The organism is Bacillus paramobilis (assembly GCF_038096195.1).
Classification (GTDB): domain Bacteria; phylum Bacillota; class Bacilli; order Bacillales; family Bacillaceae_G; genus Bacillus_A; species Bacillus_A mobilis.
This window is the reverse complement of record NZ_CP151108.1, coordinates 4,234,127-4,260,580: the sequence shown is the minus strand read 5'-3', so window position 1 is coordinate 4,260,580 and position 26,454 is coordinate 4,234,127. Positions and strand designations below refer to the sequence as shown.

Annotated in this window: 33 protein-coding genes and 1 pseudogene; all 34 read left to right on the top strand. The window is 33.0% G+C overall.

The genetic code is table 11. The features are described from left to right. Positions 1 to 27 precede the first annotated feature (27 nt). The 34 genes and pseudogenes from yhaM (at position 28) to AABL52_RS21695 (ending at position 26,422) form a co-directional block, all read left to right on the top strand. Positions 28 to 972 carry a 3'-5' exoribonuclease YhaM gene (yhaM, locus tag AABL52_RS21860; RefSeq protein WP_000726650.1) on the top strand — a complete coding sequence of 315 codons (945 nt, stop codon included), beginning with the start codon at positions 28 to 30 and terminating at the stop codon, positions 970 to 972. Between the two features lie 316 nt (positions 973 to 1,288). Next, positions 1,289 to 3,052 (top strand): ABC transporter ATP-binding protein, encoded by a 1,764-nt coding sequence (locus tag AABL52_RS21855; RefSeq protein WP_341518398.1) that lies wholly within the window; start codon positions 1,289 to 1,291, stop codon positions 3,050 to 3,052. 17 nt (positions 3,053 to 3,069) lie between these two features. Further along, positions 3,070 to 5,661, top strand: a complete 2,592-nt coding sequence (gene lanKC / locus AABL52_RS21850; protein ID WP_341518397.1) for a class III lanthionine synthetase LanKC — start codon at positions 3,070 to 3,072, stop codon at positions 5,659 to 5,661. A 63-nt stretch (positions 5,662 to 5,724) separates the two neighbouring features. After that, on the top strand, positions 5,725 to 5,841 hold the full coding sequence (locus tag AABL52_RS21845; RefSeq protein ID WP_222124844.1) for a class III lanthipeptide: 117 nt from the start codon (positions 5,725 to 5,727) through the stop codon (positions 5,839 to 5,841). Positions 5,842 to 5,894: 53 nt separating this feature from the next. Then, positions 5,895 to 6,011, top strand: coding sequence for a class III lanthipeptide (locus AABL52_RS21840; protein ID WP_222124844.1), 117 nt, complete (start codon positions 5,895 to 5,897; stop codon positions 6,009 to 6,011). 53 nt (positions 6,012 to 6,064) lie between these two features. Further along, entirely contained in the window at positions 6,065 to 6,181 is a 117-nt protein-coding gene (locus tag AABL52_RS21835) for a class III lanthipeptide (protein WP_222124844.1), read from the top strand. Between the two features lie 53 nt (positions 6,182 to 6,234). Further along, complete coding sequence (locus AABL52_RS21830) at positions 6,235 to 6,351, top strand: class III lanthipeptide (RefSeq protein WP_222124844.1); 117 nt, start codon at positions 6,235 to 6,237, stop codon at positions 6,349 to 6,351. A gap of 53 nt (positions 6,352 to 6,404) precedes the next feature. Next, positions 6,405 to 6,521, top strand: a complete 117-nt coding sequence (locus AABL52_RS21825; protein WP_222124844.1) for a class III lanthipeptide — start codon at positions 6,405 to 6,407, stop codon at positions 6,519 to 6,521. Positions 6,522 to 6,574: 53 nt separating this feature from the next. Next, positions 6,575 to 6,691 (top strand): class III lanthipeptide, encoded by a 117-nt coding sequence (locus AABL52_RS21820; protein WP_222124844.1) that lies wholly within the window; start codon positions 6,575 to 6,577, stop codon positions 6,689 to 6,691. 53 nt (positions 6,692 to 6,744) lie between these two features. Then, on the top strand, positions 6,745 to 6,861 hold the full coding sequence (locus AABL52_RS21815; RefSeq protein ID WP_222124844.1) for a class III lanthipeptide: 117 nt from the start codon (positions 6,745 to 6,747) through the stop codon (positions 6,859 to 6,861). Between the two features lie 53 nt (positions 6,862 to 6,914). Then, positions 6,915 to 7,031 (top strand): class III lanthipeptide, encoded by a 117-nt coding sequence (locus tag AABL52_RS21810; protein WP_222124844.1) that lies wholly within the window; start codon positions 6,915 to 6,917, stop codon positions 7,029 to 7,031. A gap of 53 nt (positions 7,032 to 7,084) precedes the next feature. Then, the gene (locus AABL52_RS21805; protein WP_222124844.1) at positions 7,085 to 7,201 is read left to right on the top strand and encodes a class III lanthipeptide; all 117 of its coding nucleotides are present in this window, start codon (positions 7,085 to 7,087) and stop codon (positions 7,199 to 7,201) included. A 53-nt stretch (positions 7,202 to 7,254) separates the two neighbouring features. Beyond that, a complete protein-coding gene (locus AABL52_RS21800; protein ID WP_222124846.1) occupies positions 7,255 to 7,371 on the top strand; it encodes a class III lanthipeptide in 117 nt (38 codons plus the stop codon). 126 nt (positions 7,372 to 7,497) lie between these two features. Then, positions 7,498 to 8,355, top strand: a complete 858-nt coding sequence (locus tag AABL52_RS21795) for an ABC transporter ATP-binding protein (RefSeq protein ID WP_341518396.1) — start codon at positions 7,498 to 7,500, stop codon at positions 8,353 to 8,355. Beyond that, positions 8,352 to 8,987, top strand: a complete 636-nt coding sequence (locus tag AABL52_RS21790; protein WP_341518395.1) for an ABC-2 transporter permease — start codon at positions 8,352 to 8,354, stop codon at positions 8,985 to 8,987. The genes AABL52_RS21795 and AABL52_RS21790 overlap by 4 nt, the downstream gene beginning before the upstream one ends. A 73-nt stretch (positions 8,988 to 9,060) precedes the next feature. Further along, positions 9,061 to 9,651: an accessory gene regulator B family protein gene (locus AABL52_RS21785; protein ID WP_341518394.1), complete on the top strand. Its 591-nt coding sequence runs from the start codon at positions 9,061 to 9,063 to the stop codon at positions 9,649 to 9,651. A gap of 4 nt (positions 9,652 to 9,655) precedes the next feature. Next, positions 9,656 to 9,802, top strand: a complete 147-nt coding sequence (locus AABL52_RS21780; RefSeq protein WP_186327178.1) for a cyclic lactone autoinducer peptide — start codon at positions 9,656 to 9,658, stop codon at positions 9,800 to 9,802. Positions 9,803 to 9,882: 80 nt separating this feature from the next. Beyond that, complete coding sequence (locus tag AABL52_RS21775) at positions 9,883 to 11,175, top strand: sensor histidine kinase (protein WP_144613315.1); 1,293 nt, start codon at positions 9,883 to 9,885, stop codon at positions 11,173 to 11,175. 3 nt (positions 11,176 to 11,178) lie between these two features. Beyond that, positions 11,179 to 11,901: a LytR/AlgR family response regulator transcription factor gene (locus AABL52_RS21770; protein ID WP_144613317.1), complete on the top strand. Its 723-nt coding sequence runs from the start codon at positions 11,179 to 11,181 to the stop codon at positions 11,899 to 11,901. 155 nt (positions 11,902 to 12,056) lie between these two features. Beyond that, complete coding sequence (locus AABL52_RS21765) at positions 12,057 to 13,472, top strand: S8 family serine peptidase (protein WP_341518393.1); 1,416 nt, start codon at positions 12,057 to 12,059, stop codon at positions 13,470 to 13,472. Positions 13,473 to 13,486: 14 nt separating this feature from the next. Continuing rightward, positions 13,487 to 13,630: pseudogene (locus AABL52_RS21760) on the top strand (3'-5' exonuclease); the annotation flags it as partial. A 446-nt stretch (positions 13,631 to 14,076) separates the two neighbouring features. After that, complete coding sequence (locus AABL52_RS21755; protein ID WP_341518392.1) at positions 14,077 to 15,504, top strand: serine hydrolase domain-containing protein; 1,428 nt, start codon at positions 14,077 to 14,079, stop codon at positions 15,502 to 15,504. 483 nt (positions 15,505 to 15,987) lie between these two features. Next, positions 15,988 to 16,371 (top strand): DUF3796 domain-containing protein, encoded by a 384-nt coding sequence (locus AABL52_RS21750; protein WP_000791539.1) that lies wholly within the window; start codon positions 15,988 to 15,990, stop codon positions 16,369 to 16,371. Next, positions 16,340 to 16,540, top strand: coding sequence for a helix-turn-helix transcriptional regulator (locus AABL52_RS21745; RefSeq protein WP_000172689.1), 201 nt, complete (start codon positions 16,340 to 16,342; stop codon positions 16,538 to 16,540). Before AABL52_RS21750 ends, AABL52_RS21745 begins: the two co-directional genes overlap by 32 nt. Positions 16,541 to 17,312: 772 nt before the next feature. Further along, a complete protein-coding gene (locus AABL52_RS21740; RefSeq protein ID WP_341518391.1) occupies positions 17,313 to 18,257 on the top strand; it encodes a ring-cleaving dioxygenase in 945 nt (314 codons plus the stop codon). A 44-nt stretch (positions 18,258 to 18,301) separates the two neighbouring features. Then, complete coding sequence (locus tag AABL52_RS21735; protein ID WP_341518390.1) at positions 18,302 to 19,279, top strand: ring-cleaving dioxygenase; 978 nt, start codon at positions 18,302 to 18,304, stop codon at positions 19,277 to 19,279. Between the two features lie 255 nt (positions 19,280 to 19,534). After that, positions 19,535 to 20,629, top strand: a complete 1,095-nt coding sequence (locus tag AABL52_RS21730; RefSeq protein WP_000500574.1) for a tetratricopeptide repeat protein — start codon at positions 19,535 to 19,537, stop codon at positions 20,627 to 20,629. After that, positions 20,629 to 20,868 carry a Phr family secreted Rap phosphatase inhibitor gene (locus AABL52_RS21725; protein WP_000736511.1) on the top strand — a complete coding sequence of 80 codons (240 nt, stop codon included), beginning with the start codon at positions 20,629 to 20,631 and terminating at the stop codon, positions 20,866 to 20,868. Before AABL52_RS21730 ends, AABL52_RS21725 begins: the two co-directional genes overlap by 1 nt. A gap of 236 nt (positions 20,869 to 21,104) precedes the next feature. Beyond that, entirely contained in the window at positions 21,105 to 21,977 is an 873-nt protein-coding gene (locus AABL52_RS21720; protein WP_098146519.1) for an alpha/beta fold hydrolase, read from the top strand. A gap of 227 nt (positions 21,978 to 22,204) precedes the next feature. Then, a complete protein-coding gene (locus AABL52_RS21715; RefSeq protein ID WP_000449229.1) occupies positions 22,205 to 22,405 on the top strand; it encodes a sporulation YhaL family protein in 201 nt (66 codons plus the stop codon). Between the two features lie 173 nt (positions 22,406 to 22,578). Further along, on the top strand, positions 22,579 to 23,430 hold the full coding sequence (locus AABL52_RS21710; RefSeq protein ID WP_000554482.1) for a DUF2935 domain-containing protein: 852 nt from the start codon (positions 22,579 to 22,581) through the stop codon (positions 23,428 to 23,430). A gap of 287 nt (positions 23,431 to 23,717) precedes the next feature. Beyond that, positions 23,718 to 24,383 carry a DUF7018 domain-containing (lipo)protein gene (locus AABL52_RS21705; protein ID WP_341518389.1) on the top strand — a complete coding sequence of 222 codons (666 nt, stop codon included), beginning with the start codon at positions 23,718 to 23,720 and terminating at the stop codon, positions 24,381 to 24,383. 28 nt (positions 24,384 to 24,411) lie between these two features. Beyond that, complete coding sequence (locus AABL52_RS21700; RefSeq protein ID WP_000865188.1) at positions 24,412 to 25,485, top strand: DUF3994 domain-containing protein; 1,074 nt, start codon at positions 24,412 to 24,414, stop codon at positions 25,483 to 25,485. A 487-nt stretch (positions 25,486 to 25,972) separates the two neighbouring features. Beyond that, positions 25,973 to 26,422 carry a helix-turn-helix domain-containing protein gene (locus tag AABL52_RS21695; RefSeq protein WP_341518388.1) on the top strand — a complete coding sequence of 150 codons (450 nt, stop codon included), beginning with the start codon at positions 25,973 to 25,975 and terminating at the stop codon, positions 26,420 to 26,422. The last annotated feature ends 32 nt before the right edge of the window (positions 26,423 to 26,454 follow it).

Here is a 26,454-nt window from a genome sequence, read left to right as displayed (position 1 = left end):
AGTAACTGATATGGTGGAGGAATTCGAATGAAAAAGAAAATTGCAGAATATGAAGTTGGTGAACAAGTCGATGTTTTCTTGTTAATTAAAACAGCGACAAAAGGTCTAGCAAGCAATGGAAAGCCGTTTTTAACAGTAATCTTACAAGATCCAAGTGGAGATATTGAAGCGAAGCTATGGGACGTATCACCAGAAGTTGAGAAACAATATGTAGCGGAAACAATCGTTAAAGTAGCTGGTGACATTCTAAACTACAAAGGACGTATTCAATTACGTGTGAAACAAATCCGAGTTGCGAATGAAAATGAAGTAACGGACATCTCAGACTTCGTAGAAAAAGCGCCAGTGAAAAAAGAAGATATGGTCGAGAAAATTACGCAATACATATTTGAAATGAGAAACCCGAACATTCAACGTCTAACGAGACATTTATTAAATAAGCATCAAAACGAATTTTTAGAATATCCAGCAGCGACAAAGAACCATCACGAGTTCGTATCTGGATTAGCTTATCACGTCGTATCGATGCTTGATTTAGCGAAAGCTATCTCAAATCTATACCCATCATTAGATAAAGACTTACTTTATGCAGGCGTTATTTTACACGACCTTGGTAAAGTAATTGAATTATCTGGCCCAATTTCTACAACGTACACGTTAGAAGGAAATTTACTAGGCCACATTTCTATTATGGTGAACGAAATTGGTAAAGCAGCAGACGAGCTGAACATCGATGCAGAAGAAGTATTAATTCTGCAACACATCGTCCTTTCTCACCACGGAAAAGCAGAATGGGGTAGCCCAAAACCACCATTAGTAAAAGAAGCAGAAATTCTGCACTACATCGATAACTTAGATGCAAAAATGAACATGATGGACCGTGCATTAGGACGCACAAAACCAGGCGAATACACAGAGCGTGTCTTCGCACTTGATAATCGTTCGTTCTATAAACCGACGTTCCATAATTAAATAAAGAATTTAAGGCAAGTGACTTAGTTTATAGACTAAGTCACTTGCCTTTTTTTAGTTAAAGAGTTAATTTAATAATTTTTAGGAAAGTATAAGAAACACCAATCATATAATGTGAATTTTGTTTGGATTAATAATAAAGATATATAGAAGTAACAATTATGATATCAGAATTGTTACTTCTATATATTTAGAAGACGTTTATGCTACTTTTTGAATGTTTCAGGATAGAAACGATAGGAACTAGAATTTGCATGATAAACTTCTGTATATAAGGTTGATGTAAGTTAATTAATGATTGGGAAAAGGTGGGAAAATGAACAAGGATAAGAGTAGTAATTATAAATATACATGGAGAGATTTTTTTAAGTTAATTAATTTAGCAAAGCCAAAATATGGTTTGTTTATTCTTTCTTGTATTATCAGTGCTATGAGTGCAATAGTTTCAACATTTATACCGAATTTCCTGAAAAATTTTATTGATGGATTTGCTGTTTCAGGAAATGTAGATATGAGAATATTATTTGGATTGGTTACACTGTTTATTCTTCAAATGGTAACAGGTTTAATAGCTAGTTACTTACTGAGTGTAATTGGACTGAAAATTGTCGCGAATGTAAGAGGACTAGCGTGGACTAAAATTGTTAAGTTACCAGCAGGTTTTTTTGATAAAAATGAATCAGGTGACATAGCTAGTAGATTAGTTAATGATACTACAGTACTTTATAATTTAGTCAGCATTTCATTTTCACAATTTATTAATGCGGTATTGATGATTTTATTTTGTGGATTTTGGTTATTTTATTACGATTGGGAGCTATCGTTAATAATTATTGGAGCTATCCCATTATTTCTTGCATTTTTTATTCCCTTGGGAAAGAAACTGTCTAGCCTTTCTAAAGAACAACAAAGATCAATGGGTAGGCTTAATATAAGTGCCATTGAAATGATTTCAGAAAATAAATTGATTAAATCATTCACAGCAGAAAACTATCAAATCAAAAAAGGTTTAGAAAACATAGATGATTTAAAATGTATTGGGATAAAGCAAGCGAAATGGATGGCTACTGTAAACCCAATAATTAATTTGCTAATGATGCTAATTATTATTTCTATTGTAGGTTATGGAGGAGTTAAACTTGCGAATGGTGAGTTATCACCAGGAACATTTATTGCCTTTTTGACGCTTATCTTCTATATTATGGGACCGATGGTTAACTTCGGAGGATTCTTTTCTCAACTCCAAAAAACGAAGGGGGCAACCGAAAGGATTTCTAATTTAATGTACGAGTATGAAGAAGATTTAGATAAAGGAAAGGTATTAAATGTAACTAATAAAGATATAGAAATTAGAAATTTAAGTTTCAAATATAATAACGAAGATAATGAATCGTTTACTTTACAAAATCTTAATTTAGTTATTAAAGGAGGACATACTTATGCATTTGTTGGTCCAAGTGGTAGTGGAAAAACAACACTTGTATCCTTGTTAGAGAGATTTTATAAACCTAGTGACGGAGAGATTTATATAGGAGGAGAAAATATAGAGGATTTTTCTATTAATTCTTGGCGCTCCCAAATAGGTTATGTATCACAAGAGCATAGTTTGATTAGTGGGACTATAAGAGAAAATATATTATTTGGGTTGGATGAGTCACCAAGGAGTGAAGAAGAAATAATTAATGCTTGTAAAATGGCCTATGCTTGGGAATTTATTGAAGATTTACCTAATGGCTTAGATACTAATGTTGGTGAAAAAGGTTTAATGCTATCGGGGGGACAAAGGCAAAGAATTGCAATTGCAAGGATGTTCTTTAAAAATCCTAAGATAATCCTATTAGATGAAGCTACCGCAAATCTGGATAGTAAATCTGAACAACAGGTGCAATATGCTATGAAAAATATTGCTAAAGATAGAACAGCTATTGTAATAGCGCATAGATTATCTACAATAATTGATGCTGAGAATATAATTTTTATGGAGAATGGAAAAATAACAGGGCAAGGTAAACATGATGAGTTACAGAAACATCATCAATTATATAATCAGTTCTGTGAACTACAGTTACAAGCTCGATAGATAAGGAGAGAATAATTTTGAATAAAAATCATCTTTATTTTAAATACTTGAAGCCAAACTCTAAATATTTCGAAGAGGGAAGTTCTAATCATATAGATAGCACATATAAGGTACTAAATTTACCTGATTGCTGTTTAGTTTTTAATGAAGATAGCTCACCTTGGAAATTTTACTCTTTTAGAGATCAGAAGATTAAAGATCAAGGTTGGAAGATCCATATAAGTTCGACAATATATAATGCACAAGAGATTTTAGAAGAGGTAAGCGAAATATTGATAGAACGTAAAATTGCTTTTAAACATATTATTAATGAATCGACTTTACATAGTGTGAATTCAAAAAATGGAAATAGGATAAGTTCAGGGAAATTTATAACTATATATCCTCCTAGTGATGAAGTGTTTTTGGAATTATTAAATGTTTTATATGAAAAAATTAAAAATAAAGAGAATGGCCCATATATTTTAAGTGATAAATGTTGGAAGAATAGTAATATTTATTATCGATATGGGGGGTTTAGAAGTATTTATAATGAAAAAGGTGAACCATGTATCAAGGATGAATCCGGTCACTTAATCCCGGATGATCGCAAACCTTATTATCAAGTACCGAAATTTGTAGAGAGTTTTGATCAGTTTTTAGATTCTAAAAATATTTTTGATAAAGAGAATGATAAAGAGGATAGACTTAAGAAATATGAATTTCTGGAGGCCTTTCGATATACAAATGGAGGAGGTATATATTTAGCTGAAAGAAAGGAGGATAAAGAAAAAGTTGTTATCAAAGAAGCTAGACCAAAAGTTGGTTTAGATGCTCAAAATAAAGATGCTATAGAAAGAATTCAAGTAGAATATGATACTTTAACTCAACTTACTGATGTTAAAGGTGTAGTAAATGTCATCGATTATTTTAAGTCTTGGAAACATATATTTTTGGTGGAAGAATATGTAGAAGGATTGGATTTAAAAACATGGATTTCGGTTAAATACCCATTTCATCGGAAAACTGATAAGGAAATTTATATAGCTGATGTAAAACAAATTATTTTTAGTTTAGTAAATATTGTTGAAGGGATGCATGAAAAAGGCATAGGTATGGGTGATTTACAGCCATCAAACGTCATAATTGATGAAGAATTAAATGTAAAGCTTATAGACTTTGAATCTGCAAATGAAGCAGAAATCGAATCAAAAGCAGCTATGCAAACAATGGGATTTGCTAGTTTTAAAAATAAAAATCATAAAGAACGAGATTGGTATGCAGTTAAGAAGATTTTGAGATATTGTATATTACCAATGGGGCCTGTCAGTACCCTTGCAGACAATTCATATCTATACCAAAATGAATGGATTGAAAGGGAGTTTGGTAGAGATTTTTATTCTTTCGTTAGGAATATAGAAAAAAAATGTGATGAGTATTTATCTGAAACGAGAGAAAAAGAACGTAATGATGTTAATAAACCATATGAAAACTTTTCTGAAAAAATCTCTTCCATAATAGATGGATTAAGAAAAGGGGTTATGGAGAATTTTGTTCCTGAACAGGGATTAATTCATGGTGATATCAGACAATACGAGGTTACGGATGGAAAATATAATGTGTTTACTGGTGGAACTGGTGCAGCTTTAGCTCTCTTTAGATCTGGCAATGTTGATGTGGAAGTATTTAAATGGATGGAAAATGTTTTAATGAATGAGTTGGATTCTATAACACAACAAGGTCTTTTTACGGGAGAAGCTGGAATCGCAGTCGCATTATATGAATTAGGATATAAGAGAGAAGGATTAGAATTATTTAATAGGAATATTAAGAAAAATAGTTACAATGATGTTTCATTAAGATCAGGATTAGCTGGAATTGGTCTTGCATATATCAGTTTATATTTAGAGGAGAAAGAGGATTCTTATTTAAAGAAAGCAGAATCAATTGCTAATAGTATTAAAAGCTATATAAATGAAAATAAAAGTTTAACTGTAAGTGATTGGGCTGCTGTTCCTATTGGCATCTTAGATGGATGGTCTGGTGTTTCTATGTTTTATGCAGCGTTGTATTCGGTTACCAAAAAGAAAGAATTCTATATACTTGCTAAAGATGTAATTGAACGTGATTTAAGAAACACACAAAAAGATGAAAAAATCGGAATATTGCAAACTAAAGATGATAAAAACCGATTATTACCATACCTATCTGGAGGATCAATAGGAATTGGAGTAGCCATATGGTATTTAAATCATGTAAGTGGTCAAAAGTTCTATCAAGAAGAATTAAATTTAATTACTAATCTTAATGATATTAGATGTACATTTAGTGGCGGATTATTTGATGGGATCGGAGGGTTCTTGTTACTGCCACTTATCATGGAAGAGAAAATAGAGGGTATTGAAAAGGACTTAATGGAGTCAGTAGATAAGCTAAACTTATTCCTTATTAAAGAAGCTAATGCACTTTCATTCCCTGGTAATTTTTGTTATAGGTTGTCGGATGATATGTATTCTGGAAGTGCGGGCATAATATTGGCTTTAAATGGGATCCTAAAATCCAATCCACTACATTGGTTGCCAATTATTAATGTTAATAGTTTTGTAGAAAAAACAGGATATAAGAAGTGAAGTAATTTGATTGGACGCTATAAAAAGGGTTCCTGAACAGGAATTGAAAGGGGGTGAATAATAATGAAAGACGTATTAGCATTACAACAATTAAACGAAGGTACAGATGTACAACCAGAATGGACAACAGTTACGTGGACAGTAACAGGATTTATGTCAACAGTAAGTAACCACTGCTAAAAATAGAGTGGAATCCAAATAGATTAGAAGTACAAATAAGAGGAGGAATAATAATGAAAGACGTATTAGCATTACAACAATTAAACGAAGGTACAGATGTACAACCAGAATGGACAACAGTTACGTGGACAGTAACAGGATTTATGTCAACAGTAAGTAACCACTGCTAAAAATAGAGTGGAATCCAAATAGATTAGAAGTACAAATAAGAGGAGGAATAATAATGAAAGACGTATTAGCATTACAACAATTAAACGAAGGTACAGATGTACAACCAGAATGGACAACAGTTACGTGGACAGTAACAGGATTTATGTCAACAGTAAGTAACCACTGCTAAAAATAGAGTGGAATCCAAATAGATCAGAAGTACAAATAAGAGGAGGAATAATAATGAAAGACGTATTAGCATTACAACAATTAAACGAAGGTACAGATGTACAACCAGAATGGACAACAGTTACATGGACAGTAACAGGATTTATGTCAACAGTAAGTAACCACTGCTAAAAATAGAGTGGAATCCAAATAGATTAGAAGTACAAATAAGAGGAGGAATAATAATGAAAGACGTATTAGCACTACAACAATTAAACGAAGGTACAGATGTACAACCAGAATGGACAACAGTTACGTGGACAGTAACAGGATTTATGTCAACAGTAAGTAACCACTGCTAAAAATAGAGTGGAATCCAAATAGATTAGAAGTACAAATAAGAGGAGGAATAATAATGAAAGACGTATTAGCATTACAACAATTAAACGAAGGTACAGATGTACAACCAGAATGGACAACAGTTACATGGACAGTAACAGGATTTATGTCAACAGTAAGTAACCACTGCTAAAAATAGAGTGGAATCCAGATAGATTAGAAGTACAAATAAGAGGAGGAATAATAATGAAAGACGTATTAGCATTACAACAATTAAACGAAGGTACAGATGTACAACCAGAATGGACAACAGTTACGTGGACAGTAACAGGATTTATGTCAACAGTAAGTAACCACTGCTAAAAATAGAGTGGAATCCAAATAGATTAGAAGTACAAATAAGAGGAGGAATAATAATGAAAGACGTATTAGCACTACAACAATTAAACGAAGGTACAGATGTACAACCAGAATGGACAACAGTTACATGGACAGTAACAGGATTTATGTCAACAGTAAGTAACCACTGCTAAAAATAGAGTGGAATCCAAATAGATTAGAAGTACAAATAAGAGGAGGAATAATAATGAAAGACGTATTAGCATTACAACAATTAAACGAAGGTACAGATGTACAACCAGAATGGACAACAGTTACATGGACAGTAACAGGATTTATGTCAACAGTAAGTAACCACTGCTAAAAATAGAGTGGAATCCAAATAGATCAGAAGTACAAATAAGAGGAGGGATAATAATGAAAGACGTATTAGCATTACAACAATTAAACGAAGGTACAGATGTACAACCAGAATGGCCAACGGCTTCATGGACAGTAACAGGATTTATGTCAACAGTAAGTAACACTTGCTGAAATAAGTTTTTTGTTTGTGACTATTGAAACGATATTGATCTTGCAATTTTGTTGAAATTAGGAAAGGGACGAATGGACGGGTGTTCTATTTGTTCTTTTCCTAATAAACTATGTGGAGGAATAAACATGGAATATGTTTTAGAGATTAAAGATTTAAAAAAATCATATCCTACTTCTAATTTTGAATTAAAGAAACTCTCGTTTTCAGTACCATATGGTTCTATTGTAGGATTTATTGGTGAAAATGGTGCAGGGAAAACTACGACAATGAGGACAATACTGGGTGGATTACAGAAGGACGCCGGTTCTATAAAGTTTTTTGGAGAAGAAATGGATACTGCTATAATAAAGATGCGAGAAAATATCGGTTTTGTATTCGATGATTTTAATTTTTCGGGTAATTTAAGTGTAAATCAATTATCAAAAGTTATGAAAAATATTTATAATCAATGGAATCAAGAAGTGTTTTTGCATTATATTAATGTCTTTTCATTGCCTAAAGGACAAAAAGTAAAAAATTTTTCTCGTGGTATGTCAATGAAACTTTCTATAGCAGTAGCACTTGCACATGACCCAAAACTGTTAATTTTAGATGAAGCTACATCTGGATTAGATCCAGTAGTTAGAGAAGAGATATTAAATGTATTTTTGGAATTTGTAAAAGATAGAAAACATGCTATTTTACTCTCTTCTCACATTATAAGTGATATTCAAAAAGTTGCAGATTATCTTATCTTTATAAAAAGAGGAGAGATTATTTTAAGGGTAGATAAAGAAGATTTATTACATAACTATGCTATTTTCACGTGTACTGAAAATGAATTACAAGAGCTGGATAAGTCTAGTATTGTAGCGTATCAAAAAATAGGGGAACACGTTGAGGTACTTGTTTCAAATAAACACAATAGTCCTAGGGGAATAATTCCAAATGATGTTTCGATTGAGAATATTACAATGTTATTATTGAAAGGAGAAAAAGGATGAAGGGACTTATTTTAAATAATTTTTATTCTGTGAGAGAGAGTATTGCCCTTTCACTACTCCTTGCAATTGTAAGTAATGTGATTTTGGTTTTATCAGGAAATGCAACAGCGTTAAAAATGGCATTTTATTTGCCAATGGCATTGATAACAGTAAGTGCATTTGAAGTTTTAAAGCAGGATAATTTGTCTGGATGGGATAAGTTTGAATTTATTCTTCCGGTTGAAAGAAAAGAAATTATAAGAAGTAAATATATAACATTTCTGTTATTATTAATAATAAGTATTCTAGTGACTGCTGGGGTATTTATGTTAAATTCATTGTTTGTGAAAATTTCTGGTGAGTTAATTTTAATTAGTGTGCTTCGTGGGATGGGATTGGTACTTTGTTTAGCTTCTACTATATATTCATTGACTTATATATATGGAGGAGATAAATCAGAGTTAATACGTATAATTAGTATAATTTTTGCTTTTGCGATGTTTGGGCTTGTTTCTCTTATGCAAAAAATGATGATGGGAGAAGTGGAAGGTTTTGATAAAATTTTTTCAGTGAACTTCTTGCTGGTATCTTGTTTTATTTTTATCATTTCATATTTCATTTCAATAAGTGCATATAAAAGAAAAGAATTATAAAAAGGTTTTATAAATTTTATACAGGTAATGAGTGTTTCAATTTTTATTACAGAAAGAGAATGAGAAAATATTGATGATAGAAAAATTTGCTACTAATCTATTTCAACGGTTAGTGAATACCTCTGATTTACAATATGATCGTATTAAATATCTTAAATGTAAGTATGCAATGGAATTTTTAGTATTAAATATATCTAAATTGTTTATAGTATACATATTTGCATATACTTTAGGGATAATGTTAGAGGTTGTTGTTTTTCATATTTCTTTCATGAGCATCAGAATCTATGCTTTTGGAGCTCATGCAAATAACAATCTTTATTGTACTATAATAACTGTAAGCTTATTTATAGGTGCACCATTGTTAATAAATCAAATTCTTATTATATCTAAATTAAGTTTAGCTCTATTGTTCTTGTTAAACTTTGTTATTATTTTTAAATATGCTCCAGCTTGTACAGGATATCAAATGTACGATGACGATGAAAGGATATTACTTAGGAATAGAGCTATAAGAATTAATTTTTGTTTGGCTATGGTTAGTTTGTTATTACCCTCTTTATATTTTGGGAATTTAATTGGGGTGGGTGCATTTTTGGGAGCAGCAATGCTATTACCACTAACAAGTCATGTATTAAATGGTAAAAAAAGGGGAGTGGCATAAAACAGTGAAAAAACAAATGGTGGAGAAACAAACAACGCAAAAACTGTTAATAAATATGTTAGAAAAAGTAGGAGAATTTACTTTAAAGGGAAGATGTCTGGGGGTACTTTATGACCCTAAAATTCCGAAAGAATTGCAAAAAATGAAATAATCTCCATTTTATAGGTAGACTTGATGCTTTTGATAGAGATATAATATACCTTATTTATTATAGTTAAGGTGGAAAGAAGTATGTCTACATTTGGTGTATTATTTGTACAGTTTTTAATAACGATTGTCTCATTAAAGATTATTTCTAATGTAAAAAAGAGGAATATTTTAGAGGGGATAGTTATTTTAGTAATTAGTTTGATTGGAGCTATTAGTTATATCGAAGGATTTATATATGCATCAATTATATTGATTTTATTTACATATTGTATGAGTTATTTTTACCAAAGGGAGATAATTCATTCTTTGATGTATGGTTCTTATGCACTAATAGTTGTACTGATTAGTGATCACATCTCTTCTTATCTAGATACGATTATTTTAGGATATCTCCCTAATATAGTTGAAGTGGAAGTTTGGATTCATTTATTATCCTGTGTCCTAATGGGGATTTTCATTTCAATTCTGGTGCAAAAGGTACTGCAGAAATTAAGTGGGATAAATATACAGTTAAAACTGTTTATGGCTTTCATTGGGGTTTCTACAGTTTTTGTTTATTATACTCTAATTTTCGCGGCAGCTTCTAAAGGCAATACTTTTGAATTAATTAGATTAAATCTATTTTTCTTTTTTATGTATTTATTTCTTTCTATTGTTACTGTCATTATATATTTTGCACATTTAAAGAAATTATTTCAGGAGAAGAGAAAAGAAGAGGAATATGATAGTTTGAAGAAGTATTTGAATGAAATAGAAATCCATTATCAAAACATGAGAAAATTTAAGCATGATTATCAAAACATCCTTTTATCTATTGAAATGTTTATTTTAGAGAAAGATATGCAAGGATTAAAAGGTTACTTTGAAGAAATTTTAAAGCCAACGTCTAAATATTTGGATGAGAATAATTTTAAATTAGAAAATTTAAGTAAGATTAAATTAAAAGAATTAAAGAGCATATTTGCTTCTAAGTTAATGCGGGCACAAGAGCTAGGTATTAATGCTAGATTTGAAGCAAATGCAGAAATTGAAAAACTTCCGATCGATTCATTTGCATTAATAACTTCTGTAGGTATTTTATTAGATAATGCAATTGAAGAAATAGAGTGTGTAGAATATGAATATAGTGAATTATTGACGGGTGTAATTAAGGATGGAGACAATGTTTCAATCATCATTCAAAATACATGCAGAGATAACACGCCAAGGCTACATTTGTTGAAAAAAATAGGGTTTTCAACAAAAGGTGAGGGAAGGGGCTTAGGTTTAAATAACCTTCAGGAATTGCTAGCACCCTTGACCAATGTTACTACTGAAACGACAAAAAAAAATAATTTATTTGTTCAAAAAATTCATATTCAATTGGAGGAGTAGTATATGCTTTTAGTATATATTTGTGAAGATGATCGTACTCAAAGAGAGTATATTGAAACGTGTGTGAAAAATTACATAATGATAGAGGAGCTAAATGCTAAATTAATTTTATCTACAGAAAATCCCTATGAAATTATTGAAAGTTTACAGGGAAAAACAGAGGGTACAAAGCTATATTTTATCGATGTGAATTTAAAAACAAATATGAATGGATTGGAATTAGCGGCTCAGATTAGAGATATAGATGCTACAGGGAAAATCGTGTTTATTACAACACATAGTGAATTGTCTTATATGACATTTACTTATAAAATTGAAGCGATGGATTATATAATTAAGGGAAATATAGGTGAAATGACTGGCAGAATTCGAGATTGTATAGCGGTAGCTTTAAAGCGTCATTTGAATGAAGATGGGGGAAAACAAAATCTATTTAGATATAAAGTAGGTAATACAATTCGAACTGTTCATTATTCTGATATATTCTTTTTTGAATCTTCTGTCACGCCTCATAAAATAATCATGCATCTAGAGGATACTTATATAGAGTTTTATGGAATTATTAAAGAGCTGGGAGAGTTAGGAGAAGAGTTTTGTAGATGTCATAAATCCTTTGTTGTAAATAAAAATAATATTAAATATCTAGACAAGACAAATAAGCAAGTAGTTATGAATAATGGTGAGACTTGTTTAGTTTCAATTAGAGGAATGAGGCATTTAAAATGAAACGATGGATTATATAACATAGCTGAGTTATATAATCCTATATTATAAATAGATAAATAAACTTTTTCATCGAAAGAATATATAAGTATATCTACTTATAATCTTAATGTTTATGCATCGAAAAAATACTGAAAAATCAAAAAACGGAGGTTCAAATGAAAAAATCCATTTTTCTATTAAGCAAAGGTACTATAGGTACTTTATTTATTTTAATATTTATATATATGACATCTAATATAAATGTTTATGCAGAAGCCGCTAGTAAGGAATCTTTAATTATATTATTAGATAGTGATGTTAAAGAGACGGAAGAAAAAATAGAGAATAAATTTTCAAATGTAAAGGTACATCAAATTAAAGAAATTAACAGCTTAGTAGTAAAAGGAATTGATAAAGAACAATTGCCCGATATGAAGCAATATGTTAGTGAGGATTTAAAGATTCCCAGTAATAATATAGTAAATGATGTGGAATTAAGAATTAAAAGTTCAAAACCCATAAGTGAGGAGAAACAACATAGTTTTCAATTTTTGAAGGAAGAAGAAAAGGGGCCTTATGATAAATGGATGTGGGATATAAAACAAGTAACAAATAATTATAAAAGCCAATCAATTAATAAAGGATCTCATGATGTAAAGGTAGGAATTATTGACTCTGGGATTGATTTCAATCATCCAGATTTAAAAGAAAATATTATAAGTGAAGGAAAGTCTTTTGTCCCTAATGATGCTAGTACTAGTGATAATATTGGGCATGGAACAATGGTAGCGGGGACTATAGCTGCAAACGGGAAAATCCAAGGTGTTGGTCCAAGTATTGGGATTATACCATATAAAGTATTCAATCAAACAGGTGGTGATTCAAGTTGGACTATTGAAGCAATTATCCAAGCTACTAAAGATGGTGTGGATGTAATTAATTTAAGTTTAGGTACTTTTAAATCAATCAAAAACAAAGGAGATAGCAATCTTATCAGGGCTTATGAAAGAGCATTTAAATATGCAAAAGAAAATAACGTAGTTTTAGTAGCATCGTCAGGTAATGAAGGATTAGATATAAGCAATCCAAAAGAATTAGCAGAAAAACTTGGGAAACCTGATGACTTGTTAATACACTTGCCAGGTGGTGACAAAAACGTAATCACGGTTGCAGCAACTGATAAGGAGAATAAATTAGCGAGTTATTCCAATTTCGGAAGTGTTATTTCGATATCTGCCCCAGGTGGGGATTATGGTCCTGATTTCAAACAAAATAAAATATATGATTTTAATAGTCTAGTGTTAGCGACCTATCCTACTTATTTTCCGCAAACAAAACTAAGTAAGAGTATTGGTATTGAACCAGGATATGAATTCATGTTAGGAACAAGTTTGGCTGCTCCGAAAGTAACAGCTGCGATTGCTGTAATGAAAGACGAATATTTCAAAAAATTCGGACGAGAAATGTCCAATGAGGAAGTTGAAAGTACTTTGTATAGGAATGCAGATAAAACTAGCTATTACGATGAAAATGTTTCAGGAAAAGGTATTGTAAATCTGTATAATGCTTTAGTAGATATAAAATCTAGATAATTGGTATTGTGGTAAAAATTCTGCACTACATCGATAACTTAGATGCAAAAATGAACATGATGGACCGCGCATTAGGACGCACAAAACCAGGCGAATACACAGAGCGTGTCTTCGCACTTGATAATCGTTCGTTCTATAAACCGACGTTCCATAATTAATAATGTGAATCAAATGGCCTCATTAAGTGTTAATACGCTTAGTGGGGCTGTTGTATAATGATAATAAAGTTATTGAATTTTGATTATTAAAAAGCTAAGAGTCTTACTACATTCTACGTAGCAAGGCTCTTTAAAGTTGTTTCAAATTACATCCATCTGTTCGTTCAAGTGTAACTATTCGCAATTATTTGATATTATACAGGTGAATAGAAAGATAAATTAAAATTTAGTTTCGTAGTTGTAAAAGGAGGTTATTTATCCGACATTAACGGGCAGTAAAACTCCCACCTCAAAATTTGGCTGGAGCAAAGAAGTTAGGTGGGGGTCGGGCTGCCCATAAACGTCCGATTGGTGAGGGCTGATAATCAGTGGGGGATGAAGAAAACCCCACTGATTAAAGTTTCACTTTATATTATTCTCTTATAATTTTCCAAAAAGGAGAGTTTATGAAAAAGATTATTGTTTTTGTATTAACGATATTTATATTATTCTCAGGATTTGCAACACAAAGTTATGCGTTGTCAGATTCGCAATCTGCGGCAATACAAGCGTTGCTAGATGATGCCTGTCGTATATCAGGTGTGCCGGGAATGTCAATCTCAATACTTGCTGATGATGAAGTGTTCTACTTTTCTTCAGGGTATGCAGACCGTGAAAAGGGGTTGTCTGCAAGTGAAAATACACTCTATGAGTTAGCCTCGGTCAGTAAAGCTTTTACCGGTATGGGCATTATGCTATTGGAAGAGCAAGGGCTGCTTTCAATGACTGACCCTGTCCAAAAATATTTACCTTGGTTTACATTAAAGTATCAAGGGAAACCTGTTGATATGCAAAGTCTTACACTAAATAACTTTCTTCACCATACCAGTGGTCTAACAAATATTAGGCATCTTCAAAATATTCCACAAGGCAATACACCGGATATGTTGCAAAAGACTGTGGAAATGCTCGTTGATGCTGAATTGGCGTTCCCTCCCGGTGAACAGTATAACTATGGAACCGTTAATTATGACGTATTGGGTTTGGTTATTGAGATTGTGTCGCGACAAAGCTATGAAGACTTTATGAAGGAACAGGTATTTCAGCCGTTAGGTCTTCACCAGACATATGTTTATAAAGAAGATGCTCAAGCCACTGGACAGTTGGCACAGGGATACCGTTCTTCCTTTTTTATGACAACTCCATTTAAAGCTCCGGATTATGCTGGGAATAAACCCGCAGGCTACATCATTTCTAATACAAAAGATATGGCGCGTTGGATGGGCATACAGATGGGGATCGTGCAGGACATACCCGAAATATTTCACATGGTTATCGAAAAATCACATAGGGGTGATATGTCTGTTTCGGCTGTCAACGGTATGTATTATGCGGCAGGCTGGTCCGTAAACGCCGAACAAACGATTATAGAACACACTGGGGGCAATCCAAATTTCAGAACCGAAGTAGTCATACTGCCAAATGAACGAACAGCCGTCTCCTTGCTGAGCAACGGTGCAAATACCAATACAAACATGGTACTAAAAGTTAAAGATATATTAGAAGGCAATCTAACTCAGTCATATGAAATAAGCGGCACACAGCTTTTGGATATCATTTTGTCGTCTATCACAATTATTCTTTTCCTATTGTCTGTTTTGCTATTTCTCTTAGGATTACGCAGAAGGAGAACGAATGAGCGGCAGCCAATGACAAAAAAGAGAATAACCGTAACAGTTATTTTCCTGACCGCTACGATTGCCCTGGGTATACTGTGCTGTGCTTTCGATTGGTCAACAATACTTATGTGGCAAACATATAGTGTTCTTACAGCTTTGATTTCGTCAGCATTATTAACAGCAAGCATTACATGGTTTGTGTACACTCACCGATAAAATACCTCGCTCCTAAGATAAGCATAATGTTAAGTCATTAAATTTCAATTTATCCCGCTTTAATGGGCAGTAAGACCCCCAACTCGAAATTCAGCGAAAGCAAAGAATTTAGGTGGGGGTCCGGCTGCCCATTAAAGTCCGATTGATGAGGGCTGATTAAAGTTTCACTTTATTGAAAATGAAATAAAATAGTTAAGAAGTACGCATGGGTGTAACGAAGAACTAATAAAACATATCTTGCCACTAGAATGGGAGCATATCAACTTTTTAGTTGAGTACCGTCAGCATTTCAGAAAAAAATATGCTAAGTAAAAAATACAATAAACTGTCCATATGGGCAGCTTAGTTACATAATTCTCGTTAAGGGAAGTTAAAAGTATTAGTTTGAAACAAAGATGTACTGTTTCAATTCCTTTTTATTTCGCTCTTTATGTGATATATTTATCACATAAAGAGCGAAATAAATCACAAAGGGGATCTTATATGAAAAACAAATTAGCTTACTTAGGGTTTATTGGTTTTTTAGGTTTTTTGGCACCTTTCTCATTTTTAAGTGAAAATTCGTTTTCGCCTCACTACTATTTCCTATTCTTTTTCTTTTTTTTATACGCAAAAGTTATACCAGATGAGCTTTTTATACTGCATGTTCGTATGGCCGCTACAAGGGCATTTTTTGTAACACTAATATTTGGTAGTATACTACTCTTAAGTGTTTCTATTTTTGAAAATGTACATGTAATTCGTTTATTTTTTGGACTTTCAATTTTAATACCGTTAGGAACTTTTCTAATTAATTTAGAAATATTTGAACATAGAGAAAAGAAAGGGATGCAGGATGACGCTGATTACTCGGATGAAAGAATATAGGGTAAAGTTAAATATGTCCCAAGGAGATTTAGCTAATAAAGTTGGAGTTAGAAGAGAAACAATTGGTAATCTCGAAAACGGAAAATATAACCCTTCATTAAAATTGGCTTACGATATTGCAAAAGTTTTAAAAGCACCTATTGAAGTGTTATTTTGGTTTGAAGATTAGTTTAATTCTAGTACAAGCGAATACAAGAGAAAAAATGATGAATGTTCTATTCATTCTCGGTTAACATAACGTCCTATTATCGGTAGCAAGGAAAAAGGAGGAACCATACTCTCACAAGGGAACCTCCTTTTTTTGTTCTATCAATCTATGCAATTTTTTATACATTCCTATTCTGGTGCGGTTTTAGGGTTTTTGTCTGTTATTGGATTAACGAAAAAACTGTATAAAATCTCGCATACTCTTAGCGTGTTTTTTTCAAAAATGCTGGCGATATCTCACATCCATCAACTTATGAATTTTATAATGTCCTGAAACCAAGAATTTCGCGAGTTTTTAATCCAAGAACGTTAGTTATTTGATCTTAAAAGAACAGCTTTTTCTAAATAAAGGGTAGGGTTAACAAAATCGATACTTTCCGATTTATGGAAAAATGAAAATGGACTTGGCGTTGTAAATCCACATTTTTGTGGCGCTATCCCATATAGAAATCCATCATTCTCCAGTTCAAAATGTTATCCAATAAAAAAATATCTCGAATTCGAGATAAATTACTTGCTTTTTAATCACTTGAGTTGTAAAGTGATAGTAACGAAAGCGATTGAGTCATATGAAAAACATACACTCACTTGCTTTCGATTAAAAAACGAAGTAACTTATTCAGTAAAAACTAAGATGAATTTACAAAAACATAATGAGAATAAATTGAAAAGCTAAGAAGCATATTATTTTTTAGATATCACTTGACTAGTAAAATGAAACGGAGGAATTATCAATGTATGAAATTAAAGGGCATCATCACATTTCAATGGTTACAAAAAACGGAAGTGAGAATAATCATTTTTATAAAAACGTACTTGGTTTACGTCGTGTGAAAATGACGGTAAACCAAGATGATCCATCGATGTATCACTTATTTTACGGAGATAGAACAGGGAGCCCAGGTACGGAACTATCATTTTTTGAAATGCCTTTAGTAGGAAAAACGTACCGTGGTACGAATGCAATTACGCGAATCGGATTACTCGTTCCGTCAGAGGAAAGTTTACATTACTGGAAAGAAAGATTTGAGAAATTTGGTGTGAAACATAGCGAAATAACAACATATGCAAATCGTCCTGCTTTGCAATTTGAGGATGCGGAAGGTCTTCGCCTCGTGCTAATCGTTTCAAACGGAGAAAAAGTGGAGCACTGGGAAACGTGGGAGAAATCAGAAGTTCCTGTTGAACATCAAATTCAAGGAATGGGTTCTGTGGAAATGACAGTGCGTAGATTTGATAAACTGGCGAGTACACTAACAGATATATTTGGTTATACAGAAGTTAGCCGAAATGACGAAGAAGCGATTTTCCAATCTATTAAAGGAGAAGCCTTTGGAGAAATCGTTGTGAAATATTTAGATGGTCCTACTGAAAAGCCGGGCCGCGGTAGCATTCACCATTTAGCGATTCGTGTAAAAAACGATGCAGAGCTAGCTTATTGGGAAGAACAGGTAATACAAAAAGGTTTCTATTCTTCAGGTATTATCGATCGTTTCTACTTTAAAAGCTTATACTTCCGCGAATCAAACGGAATCCTATTTGAAATTGCGACAGATGGACCAGGATTTACGGTTGATGGAGATGTAGAACATTTAGGGGAAAAACTTGATTTACCGCCGTTCTTAGAAGATCAGCGAGCAGAAATTGAAGCGAAATTAGCACCTATTGAAGAGAAATAATAGAAGAGAAAATATAAATTTAAAAACCATTGGAGGAATATAAAATGAACCAATTAAAAGGAATTCACCACGTTACAGCAATTACAAGTAGTGCAGAAAAGAACTATGAGTTTTTCACTCACGTTTTAGGAATGCGTTTAGTTAAAAAAACAGTAAACCAAGATGATATTCAAACGTACCATTTATTCTTCGCAGATGATAAAGGTAGTGCAGGAACGGATATGACATTCTTTGACTTCCCAGGTATTTCTAAAGGAGTACACGGTACAAATGAAATTTCAAAAACTTCATTCCGCGTTCCAACTGATGCAGCATTAGCGTATTGGGTGAACCGTTTTGACCGTCTTGAAGTGGAGCATACAGGAATTAAAGAGCAATTTGGTAAGAAAACTCTTTCGTTCGTTGACTTTGATGATCAACACTATCAATTAATCTCGGATGAATTAGATAATGGGATAGAATCAGGTACACCGTGGCAAAACGGTCCAGTTCCATTAGAATATGCAATTACTGGCTTAGGACCTGTATTTATCCGCATCGCAAACTTTAGTTTCTTTAAAGAAGTGTTAGAAAAAGTTCTATTATTTAAAGAGATTGCGCAAGAAGGAGAATTCTATTTATTTGAAGTAAACGAAGGCGGAAACGGTGCTTCTGTCATTGTAGAACATAATACGGCTCTTCCAGAAGCAAGACAAGGTTTTGGTACAGTGCACCATGCTGCATTCCGCGTAGAAAATCGCGCTGTATTAGAAGAATGGATTGAGAGAATCGGTAGCGTTGGTCTTCCGTCATCTGGATATGTAGATCGTCACTTCTTCGAATCATTATACGCAAGAGTAGCACCGCAAATTTTATTTGAATTTGCAACAGACGGCCCAGGATTTATGGGAGATGAGCCATATGAAACACTTGGCGAAAAATTATCATTACCTCCGTTCCTAGAGCCAAAACGTGAAGAAATCGAAAAATTAGTTCGTCCAATTGATACAGTAAGAAGCACGAAGGAATTTATTAAAGAGTAACAATAGAGATAGTAAGTAGGAGAGCAAGTAGTTTTAGCTGATCGCTGGAACTGCTTGTTTTTTTATTTGGTCTATAAAATTTTCTGAAAAATGTTTCTCAAGTTTTTAAAATAGAAATATTTGGTATAATTCATTTAAATTATAAATTTTCTGACAATTATTTTTCAATACATAGAAAAGGGGTGGTAATATACAATTTGGATAATTGTATAAATATCCTAATTTTGTAAGTTTGAGAAAAGGAGATGCAGGTGTATGGGAGCAGACGTAGTAACACGGGAGCAAATGAAACATTCTTTAGATGATTGGTATTGTGTAATGTTGCAGCAAAATATAGAGAAAGCCACAGAAATGAAAGAGGAGATTGATAGTAAGATTAGTGGGCTGGATGTGGATCAGGATGTATTGCTTTATCATGCTTTGTTGAATTTTAGGTATCAAGTTTTGAATGATTGGGTTTCCATTAAAGAAGGTAACTTTAATCAAGTAGAATCTTTTGAAGCTCCTCAAGAAGGTGTGCTAGCTTATTATTATCATTTATTTAAAGCGCTTTATTTTAGAATGGTTGAAAATTATGAGGAAGCTAGTAAAGAATTTGAACAGGCAGCAAAATTATTAGAATACATTCAAAATCCTTGTGAAAAAGCAGAATTTAATTATCGTTTAGGTGAATTTTACTACCATACATACCAGCAAGTGAAAGCTATTCACCACATTCAAAAAGCGAAAGAAGAATTTGTAAATCATCCTGGGTACCAAATTAATGTTGCATTATGTGAAAATATATATGGTTTATGTTGCGTGGAATTAAAGCAATTTGAATTAGCAGAAGAAAGTTTTAATATTGCTTTAGATGTATTCCAAAGAGTAAATCATAAAAAGTACGTTCTGATGATTAGAAACAATTTAGGTTGGTTATATGGTACTCAAAATCTATCTGATTTAGCAATTCGACATGCTTCTGAAGTTGCTGAGAAATTACCTAAACATTATAAATCGATTTTTACAGTGGCTGAAGAGTATTGTAAATTGGGTAAAGTTGAGTTAGCGCAAAAATATATTGCGATGGGAATTGAAATATGTAATGAATTAAAAAATAAAGAATTTCAATATCGTTTTATGATATTGGAAGAATTGAATAAGGGCTCTAATGCGAATGAAATAGAGAAAATTGTATTAGAAAGCATTGCGTATTTTGAAAGTAAAAATCTGTTAGAATGTATAAAAGAATACAGTGAAAAATTAGCAATGCAATTTTATGAAGAAGATAATCATATCAAAGCAAGTAAATATTTTTATATAAATAATAAAGCAAATGAAAAATATTTAGAAAAGGGAGCTTTGAAATAATGAAAAAACTTAGTAAAGTAATAACAGGATTAGCACTTTTGGGGACTTTAGCGATAGGCTTAAACAATTCTACTGAATCTAATCAATACGCTAGTCGAGGAGATACAGGTGGAGCGCCAGCAAGACCAGACTATGTAAGTGTCGGGGACGGTGGAGGAGCGCTAGCCAATTTCAATAGAGGAGATGGCGGAGCACCAGCAGATAATAGAGGCGATGGCGGCGGAGTAAGCCAACTATAATAACAAAGAAAGGGACTTCAACATGAAGTCCCTTTCTATTTTTAGGTCATGTAGAGAAAAGAATTGACTTACTTTAAATATGTAACTATAATAGTTACAAAGTAACCATCACTAATAGAAGTGAGTAATATTTTTTTAATATAACTGTAACTGTTATAGTTACAATTAAAATTAATCATAAAACAACCAAATAATGTAAAAACTTTAAATAGCAACAAGAGAAAGGAGACGGGAATTTGAAACGGTTTAAATTTTATTTCATTAGCGGTATTGTGCTCGTTTTGTTAATCGTATGTAACTTCGTTGATAAGCCGATTGCGAAGGTTGGAGAAGTGAAAAATACTGTTATGATGAAGCTGAATACGAAAGAGAGTATGGCGCAGATTGATGGGCAGACGATTTATTTTAAGCAAATTGGTGAGGGGAAGCCGCCTTTACTTATGCTTCACGGGTTTGGTGGTTCATCTGATGGATTTAGTGATATTTATCCGGAACTTGTAAAGGATCACACGATTATCGCGGTTGATATTTTAGGATTTGGGCGTTCTTCTAAGCCGGTTGATTTTCAGTATTCGTTTCCTGCGCAAGTGAATTTATATTATAAACTAATGAAGAAACTTGGATACGATCAATTCGCAGTACTTGGTCATTCGATGGGCGGAGAGATGTCTCTAAATTTAGCGTATTTATATCCGGATGCAGTAACGCATCTCATTTTAGCGGATTCTACAGGGATAGAATCTTTCCAGCAAAAAGAAAGTTATGAAGTGCCGCCGTTATCGACAGACTTACAAACTGTAACAGAGATTACGGATTATAATAAAAATGCAGTAAAAAATAGTCGCGACGATAAAGAGCATTATGATCAGCTTACGAAAATGAGAGAGCGCCGCATCGCGATGGAAGCAGATAAAATTAAGGTGCCGACTTTAATTATATGGGGACGACACGATAAGAGCGTTTCTTGGAAAAATGGTGAACTGTATCATCAGCTATTTACGGATAGTACGTTCCATATCATTGAAAAAGGATACCACGCACCGTTTCGCCAGGAACCAATAGAGTTTATGGAATATGTACAAGCGTTCTTCGCGAAGAATCCGCAATAAAGTGAAACTTTAATCAGGGGGGGGGCTTCATCCCCCACTGATTATCAGCCCTCACCAATCGGACTTTAATGGGCAGTTGATCCCCCACCTAAATTCTTTGCTTTCGCTAAATTTTGAGGTGGGGGTCTTACTGCCCATTAAAGCGGGATAAATTTTAAGCATAAATCCACTTCTTTCCTCATACAGTGAAACTAATAAGGCTTGTCTAAGGAAAGGAATGAAGTACAGTGGAAACTTTACCATGGTGGGTGTATCTTGTAATCGTAGGGATCGTATTAAGTGGCTACATGGTTTTATATACTTCAAAAAAAGAGCAAGAGATGGATAATGAGTTTATCGAAAAAGAAGGCGAAGTGTATATGAAGCGTTTAGAAGAAGAGCGAGAGAAACGGAATCAGGATAGTGATAAAGATTCGGTATTGCTTTAATAGAAATTTTGAAAGGCTACCAACTAGTAGAACTTTACATCTAGGTGGTAGCCTTTTTTCTTTTTGGGAAGCATGTATACGAAATTCATCATGAACCTTTATTGATGGTATTTATATATATATGTTTCCTCATAAGAATGGAACTAGCGCAGTATCTACGGGGGGGATTAACAATGCATAGGGATGAAACATCATTACATCCTGATACGGGTGTTACGTCTGTAATGTTTGTTGAGCGTTCATTAAATGAAATTCGTTTTTGGTCTAGAATCATGAAGGAGCATTCTTTTTTTCTTCGCTTAGGGTTTAGATGCGAGGATACGCAACTAATCGAAGAGGCTAATCAATTTTATCGATTGTTTGAACATATTGAACAAATAGCGCATTCCTATACAAATGAAACAGATCCTGAGCAAATAAAAAGATTTAATGCAGAAGTACAACAAGCCGCAACTAATATTTGGGGATTTAAACGAAAAATTTTAGGGTTAATTCTCACATGTAAATTGCCAGGACAAAATAACTTTCCGCTGTTAGTTGACCATACAAGTAGGGAAGCTGATTATTTTAGAAAACGTTTAATACAATTAAATGAAGGGAAATTAGATGCTCTTCCTGATGCTATTATTAAAGAAAATGTTTTCTTTTTAAGGATTATGGCAGACCATGCTAAATTTATTGGTCATCTTCTTGATCCATCGGAAAGAAAGCTTGTAGATACAGCTCGGAATTTTAGTAATGATTTTGATGAATTGATGTATCAAGCAATTGACTTGGAATCTATGAAGCCACAATCCCAAACAGTCCCTCTTTTAGATCAATTTTTAGATCAAAATCGTGTGTCGGTTACATCTCTTCGGGATTTTAAGAAAACAGCACGTGATTTAATTGAGCAATGTAAAATAAAGAGTATCATTCATCCGTTATTAGCAGACCATGTTTTCCGTGAAGCTGATAGATTTCTTGAAATCATTGATATGTTTGATGTTCATCTTACAAATATTCAATCCCAATCTAGATATTAGAAGATAAGGAAAGATAATATTTTATTTTCAGCTGAGGAGTTAACAGTTTATGGTTAGCTTCTTTTTTGTGATTAAAATTTTTCTTCGTTTAATAAATTTACCTTTAAAGACTACATAAATCTCTTTGACCAAATATGTAATTCTCTGTAAAACGATATATGGAAATATTATGAATATACAGGAAATCTATGGATAGTAGATGCTGATAAATTATTTGGGAGAATTTATTAGTTAAGTATATTAACTTGTTTGCACTACATTTTACAAATAAAGGGGTATTAATAATCATGAAAGCAAAGAAATTAGTAAGTTTAGCGTTACCAGTTATGTTATTGAGTGGTTGTATTACAATTGAAACTGATGGTAAGAAAGCTGAACCAAAGAAAGAAGAAACGCAAAAGGTAGAGAAAGAGAGTAAGACTGCTGAAAAAGAGAGTAAGTCAACTGATAGCAAGAAAGAGGATAGCTTATCTGTAGCGAAAGGTGAAGGTACAAATAGTAGTTCATCAAGTAGTCAACAAAGTTCTGCTTCAAATAATTCAACTGCATCTAGTTCTTCAACTGGTAAGGTAACTGGTTCAGATGTTGAAAGGTACAAGGCAGATATCATAAACAGTGCTACTCAAATTGAAGATACAATGAAGTTAATTGAAGGAATAGCAGATTCAGATGTAAAATCATATAAACAAAAGAAAAGTGAAGTACAACTGAGTTTAGGTGGAGCAAAGGCAACTGCAACGAAACTGAAGAATCTACAAGCGCCTCCTGAATTACAGGGAGAACAGGCGAAGATAAAGCAATCGATGGAACTGTATGCGGATTGTTTCCAACTTCTCTTTGATGCATTAGACCAAGAAGACGAGAGTAAAATGCATCAATCATTAAGTAAAGCACAAGAAGGTTCAAAACTGTTTGAAGAAGCAGCGAAGAGTATCGGTAGTAAAACCAACTAAGAATAAATGACTTAAAGGGGTATGAGGTATGAAAGTGAAGAAACTAATAGCTGCTGCAGTTCCAGTTGCCATATTATTAAGTGGTTGTGTTACAGTGAAAGATTCGGCAAATAAAGAAGAAAAGACAGAAGAAACGAGTAAATCTAAGGCTGCTGAAACGAAAGAAAAATCAACTAATTCGAAAGAAGAAAGTAAAGATGTTCAAAAGGTTCGAGTTTTAGATGAAGATTATGCACAATATTTATTAGACATTGAACAGGATATGTTAAGACGTTTTGATTACTATGATGCTTCTGTAAAAGATTTGAGAAATGGAAGTAAATCAAAAGCTGAGGTATTAGATAGTATTAAAGACATCTATAAAGTATTTGATAAGATAGAGAAGATTTACGCACCGCCAAAACATAAAGAAGACCAAAAAGAGATTGAAAGAGCGACAGGTAAACTAAGAGAAACATTCAGTGAAATAGAGAAGTTATTCAACGATAAAGGCTTCAGCTTAGAGACTGATAAGGAAATCTTAAATAAAGCAAATACAAAACTAGAGGAAGCAAAACGTATTTGGAAACCTACATTCGATAAGTTAAGATCCGAAATAAAAGGTGATACAGCCACAGAAAAATCTAATAGTACAACAAGTACTTCTACACCGACAAACCCAACTACTGGTAGTCAGGCTCAAACAGATAAAAGCCAAGCTAAAACGGGAGTATTTGTAGGTACAGTTGGTACAAGTGAAGAGTTAGGAATTAATTATGGAAACATGGAGAAGAACATCAAAGATGGTACTGAGATTATTGGGAATTGGGGTGTTGATTACGGTAGTGGCGTAAAAACTACGTTAGTACTAAAAGGTGATAAAACATTTGAGTCCTATGCGAATGGTTCTTATCCGAATAAAGATAACTACCTAACAGGAACATATGCGGTAGATGTTCCGTCATTCCAGTTATCCTTAAAAGTAACCAAGGCAGTTAAAGACGGTCAAGAAGTAAAGTTAACAAATGATAGTATGATGTATAAATTACAAAACTATGATGGAAACACATTACAAATTTATCATATGGACGATAATGTTCGTATTCGTTATGCAAAACAATAAATAATTGGCAAAAAACTCTGTAATAAATTTTACAGGGTTTTTGTTCGTTCTAATTGTATTTCTTCAGTAATTTCCCTGGCGCTATCCATATTAGTATAAGTTGAGAAATCAACAAAACGATTTCCTTTTTGGAGAATGATAAGGAGGGTAATCAGAATATTGATAAGGATTCGGTTTTATTATAATTAGGGGAGAATGGATAACGTATTGTTATCCACTGTTTTATTTCCTAAAATATATCGAATATAAATTGAAATATACCAACGATTTTTTCAATATATCGACTTACCGACACAAAGCGACAATGTTAAGAAGCACGATTATTGTTCGGGAAATTATTATAGGAGCATAGCATATGAAATATACACACTACATAGCACCATTACAACCTGTAACGCAGAAGTTGCACAACTTACGCAACGACAACTCGCTTTACTCTTCATCAGTTATTTGCCCATACTAGACGTAGAGAGGTGATAAACACAGTATGATTTTTAGTGAACGCTTGAAACGAGAACGAGAAAAACGAAATTGGTCGCAACATGATTTGGCTGAAAAAATTCATGTAAGTAGGCAGTCAGTTTCGAAATGGGAGACGGGAAAGAACTATCCGAGCATTGAAATTATTATTCATTTAAGCGATTTGTTCGGTATTACGATTGATGAACTGCTAAGGAGCGATGAAGAGTTGACGCAGAAAGTTATTGAAGATAGTAAACAATTAGCATATCCAAAATGGAAGGTGTTTTTCGAAAGTCTATTCATGCTAGGAGTATTTTTGTTTCTTACCAAAATCGTTGTATGGATGTTAAATAAGTTTGCCGGGGCGAGCATTACACTTGTAGCAGATGCACCATATGTAATGAATTTTTTACCTCTCATCTTAATGGTCATAGGTGGCACTGCTTCTGATAAGTTGAAGAAAATATATAGATAGAGGAAATAATTCCCCGCACTAGCTGTTCTTTC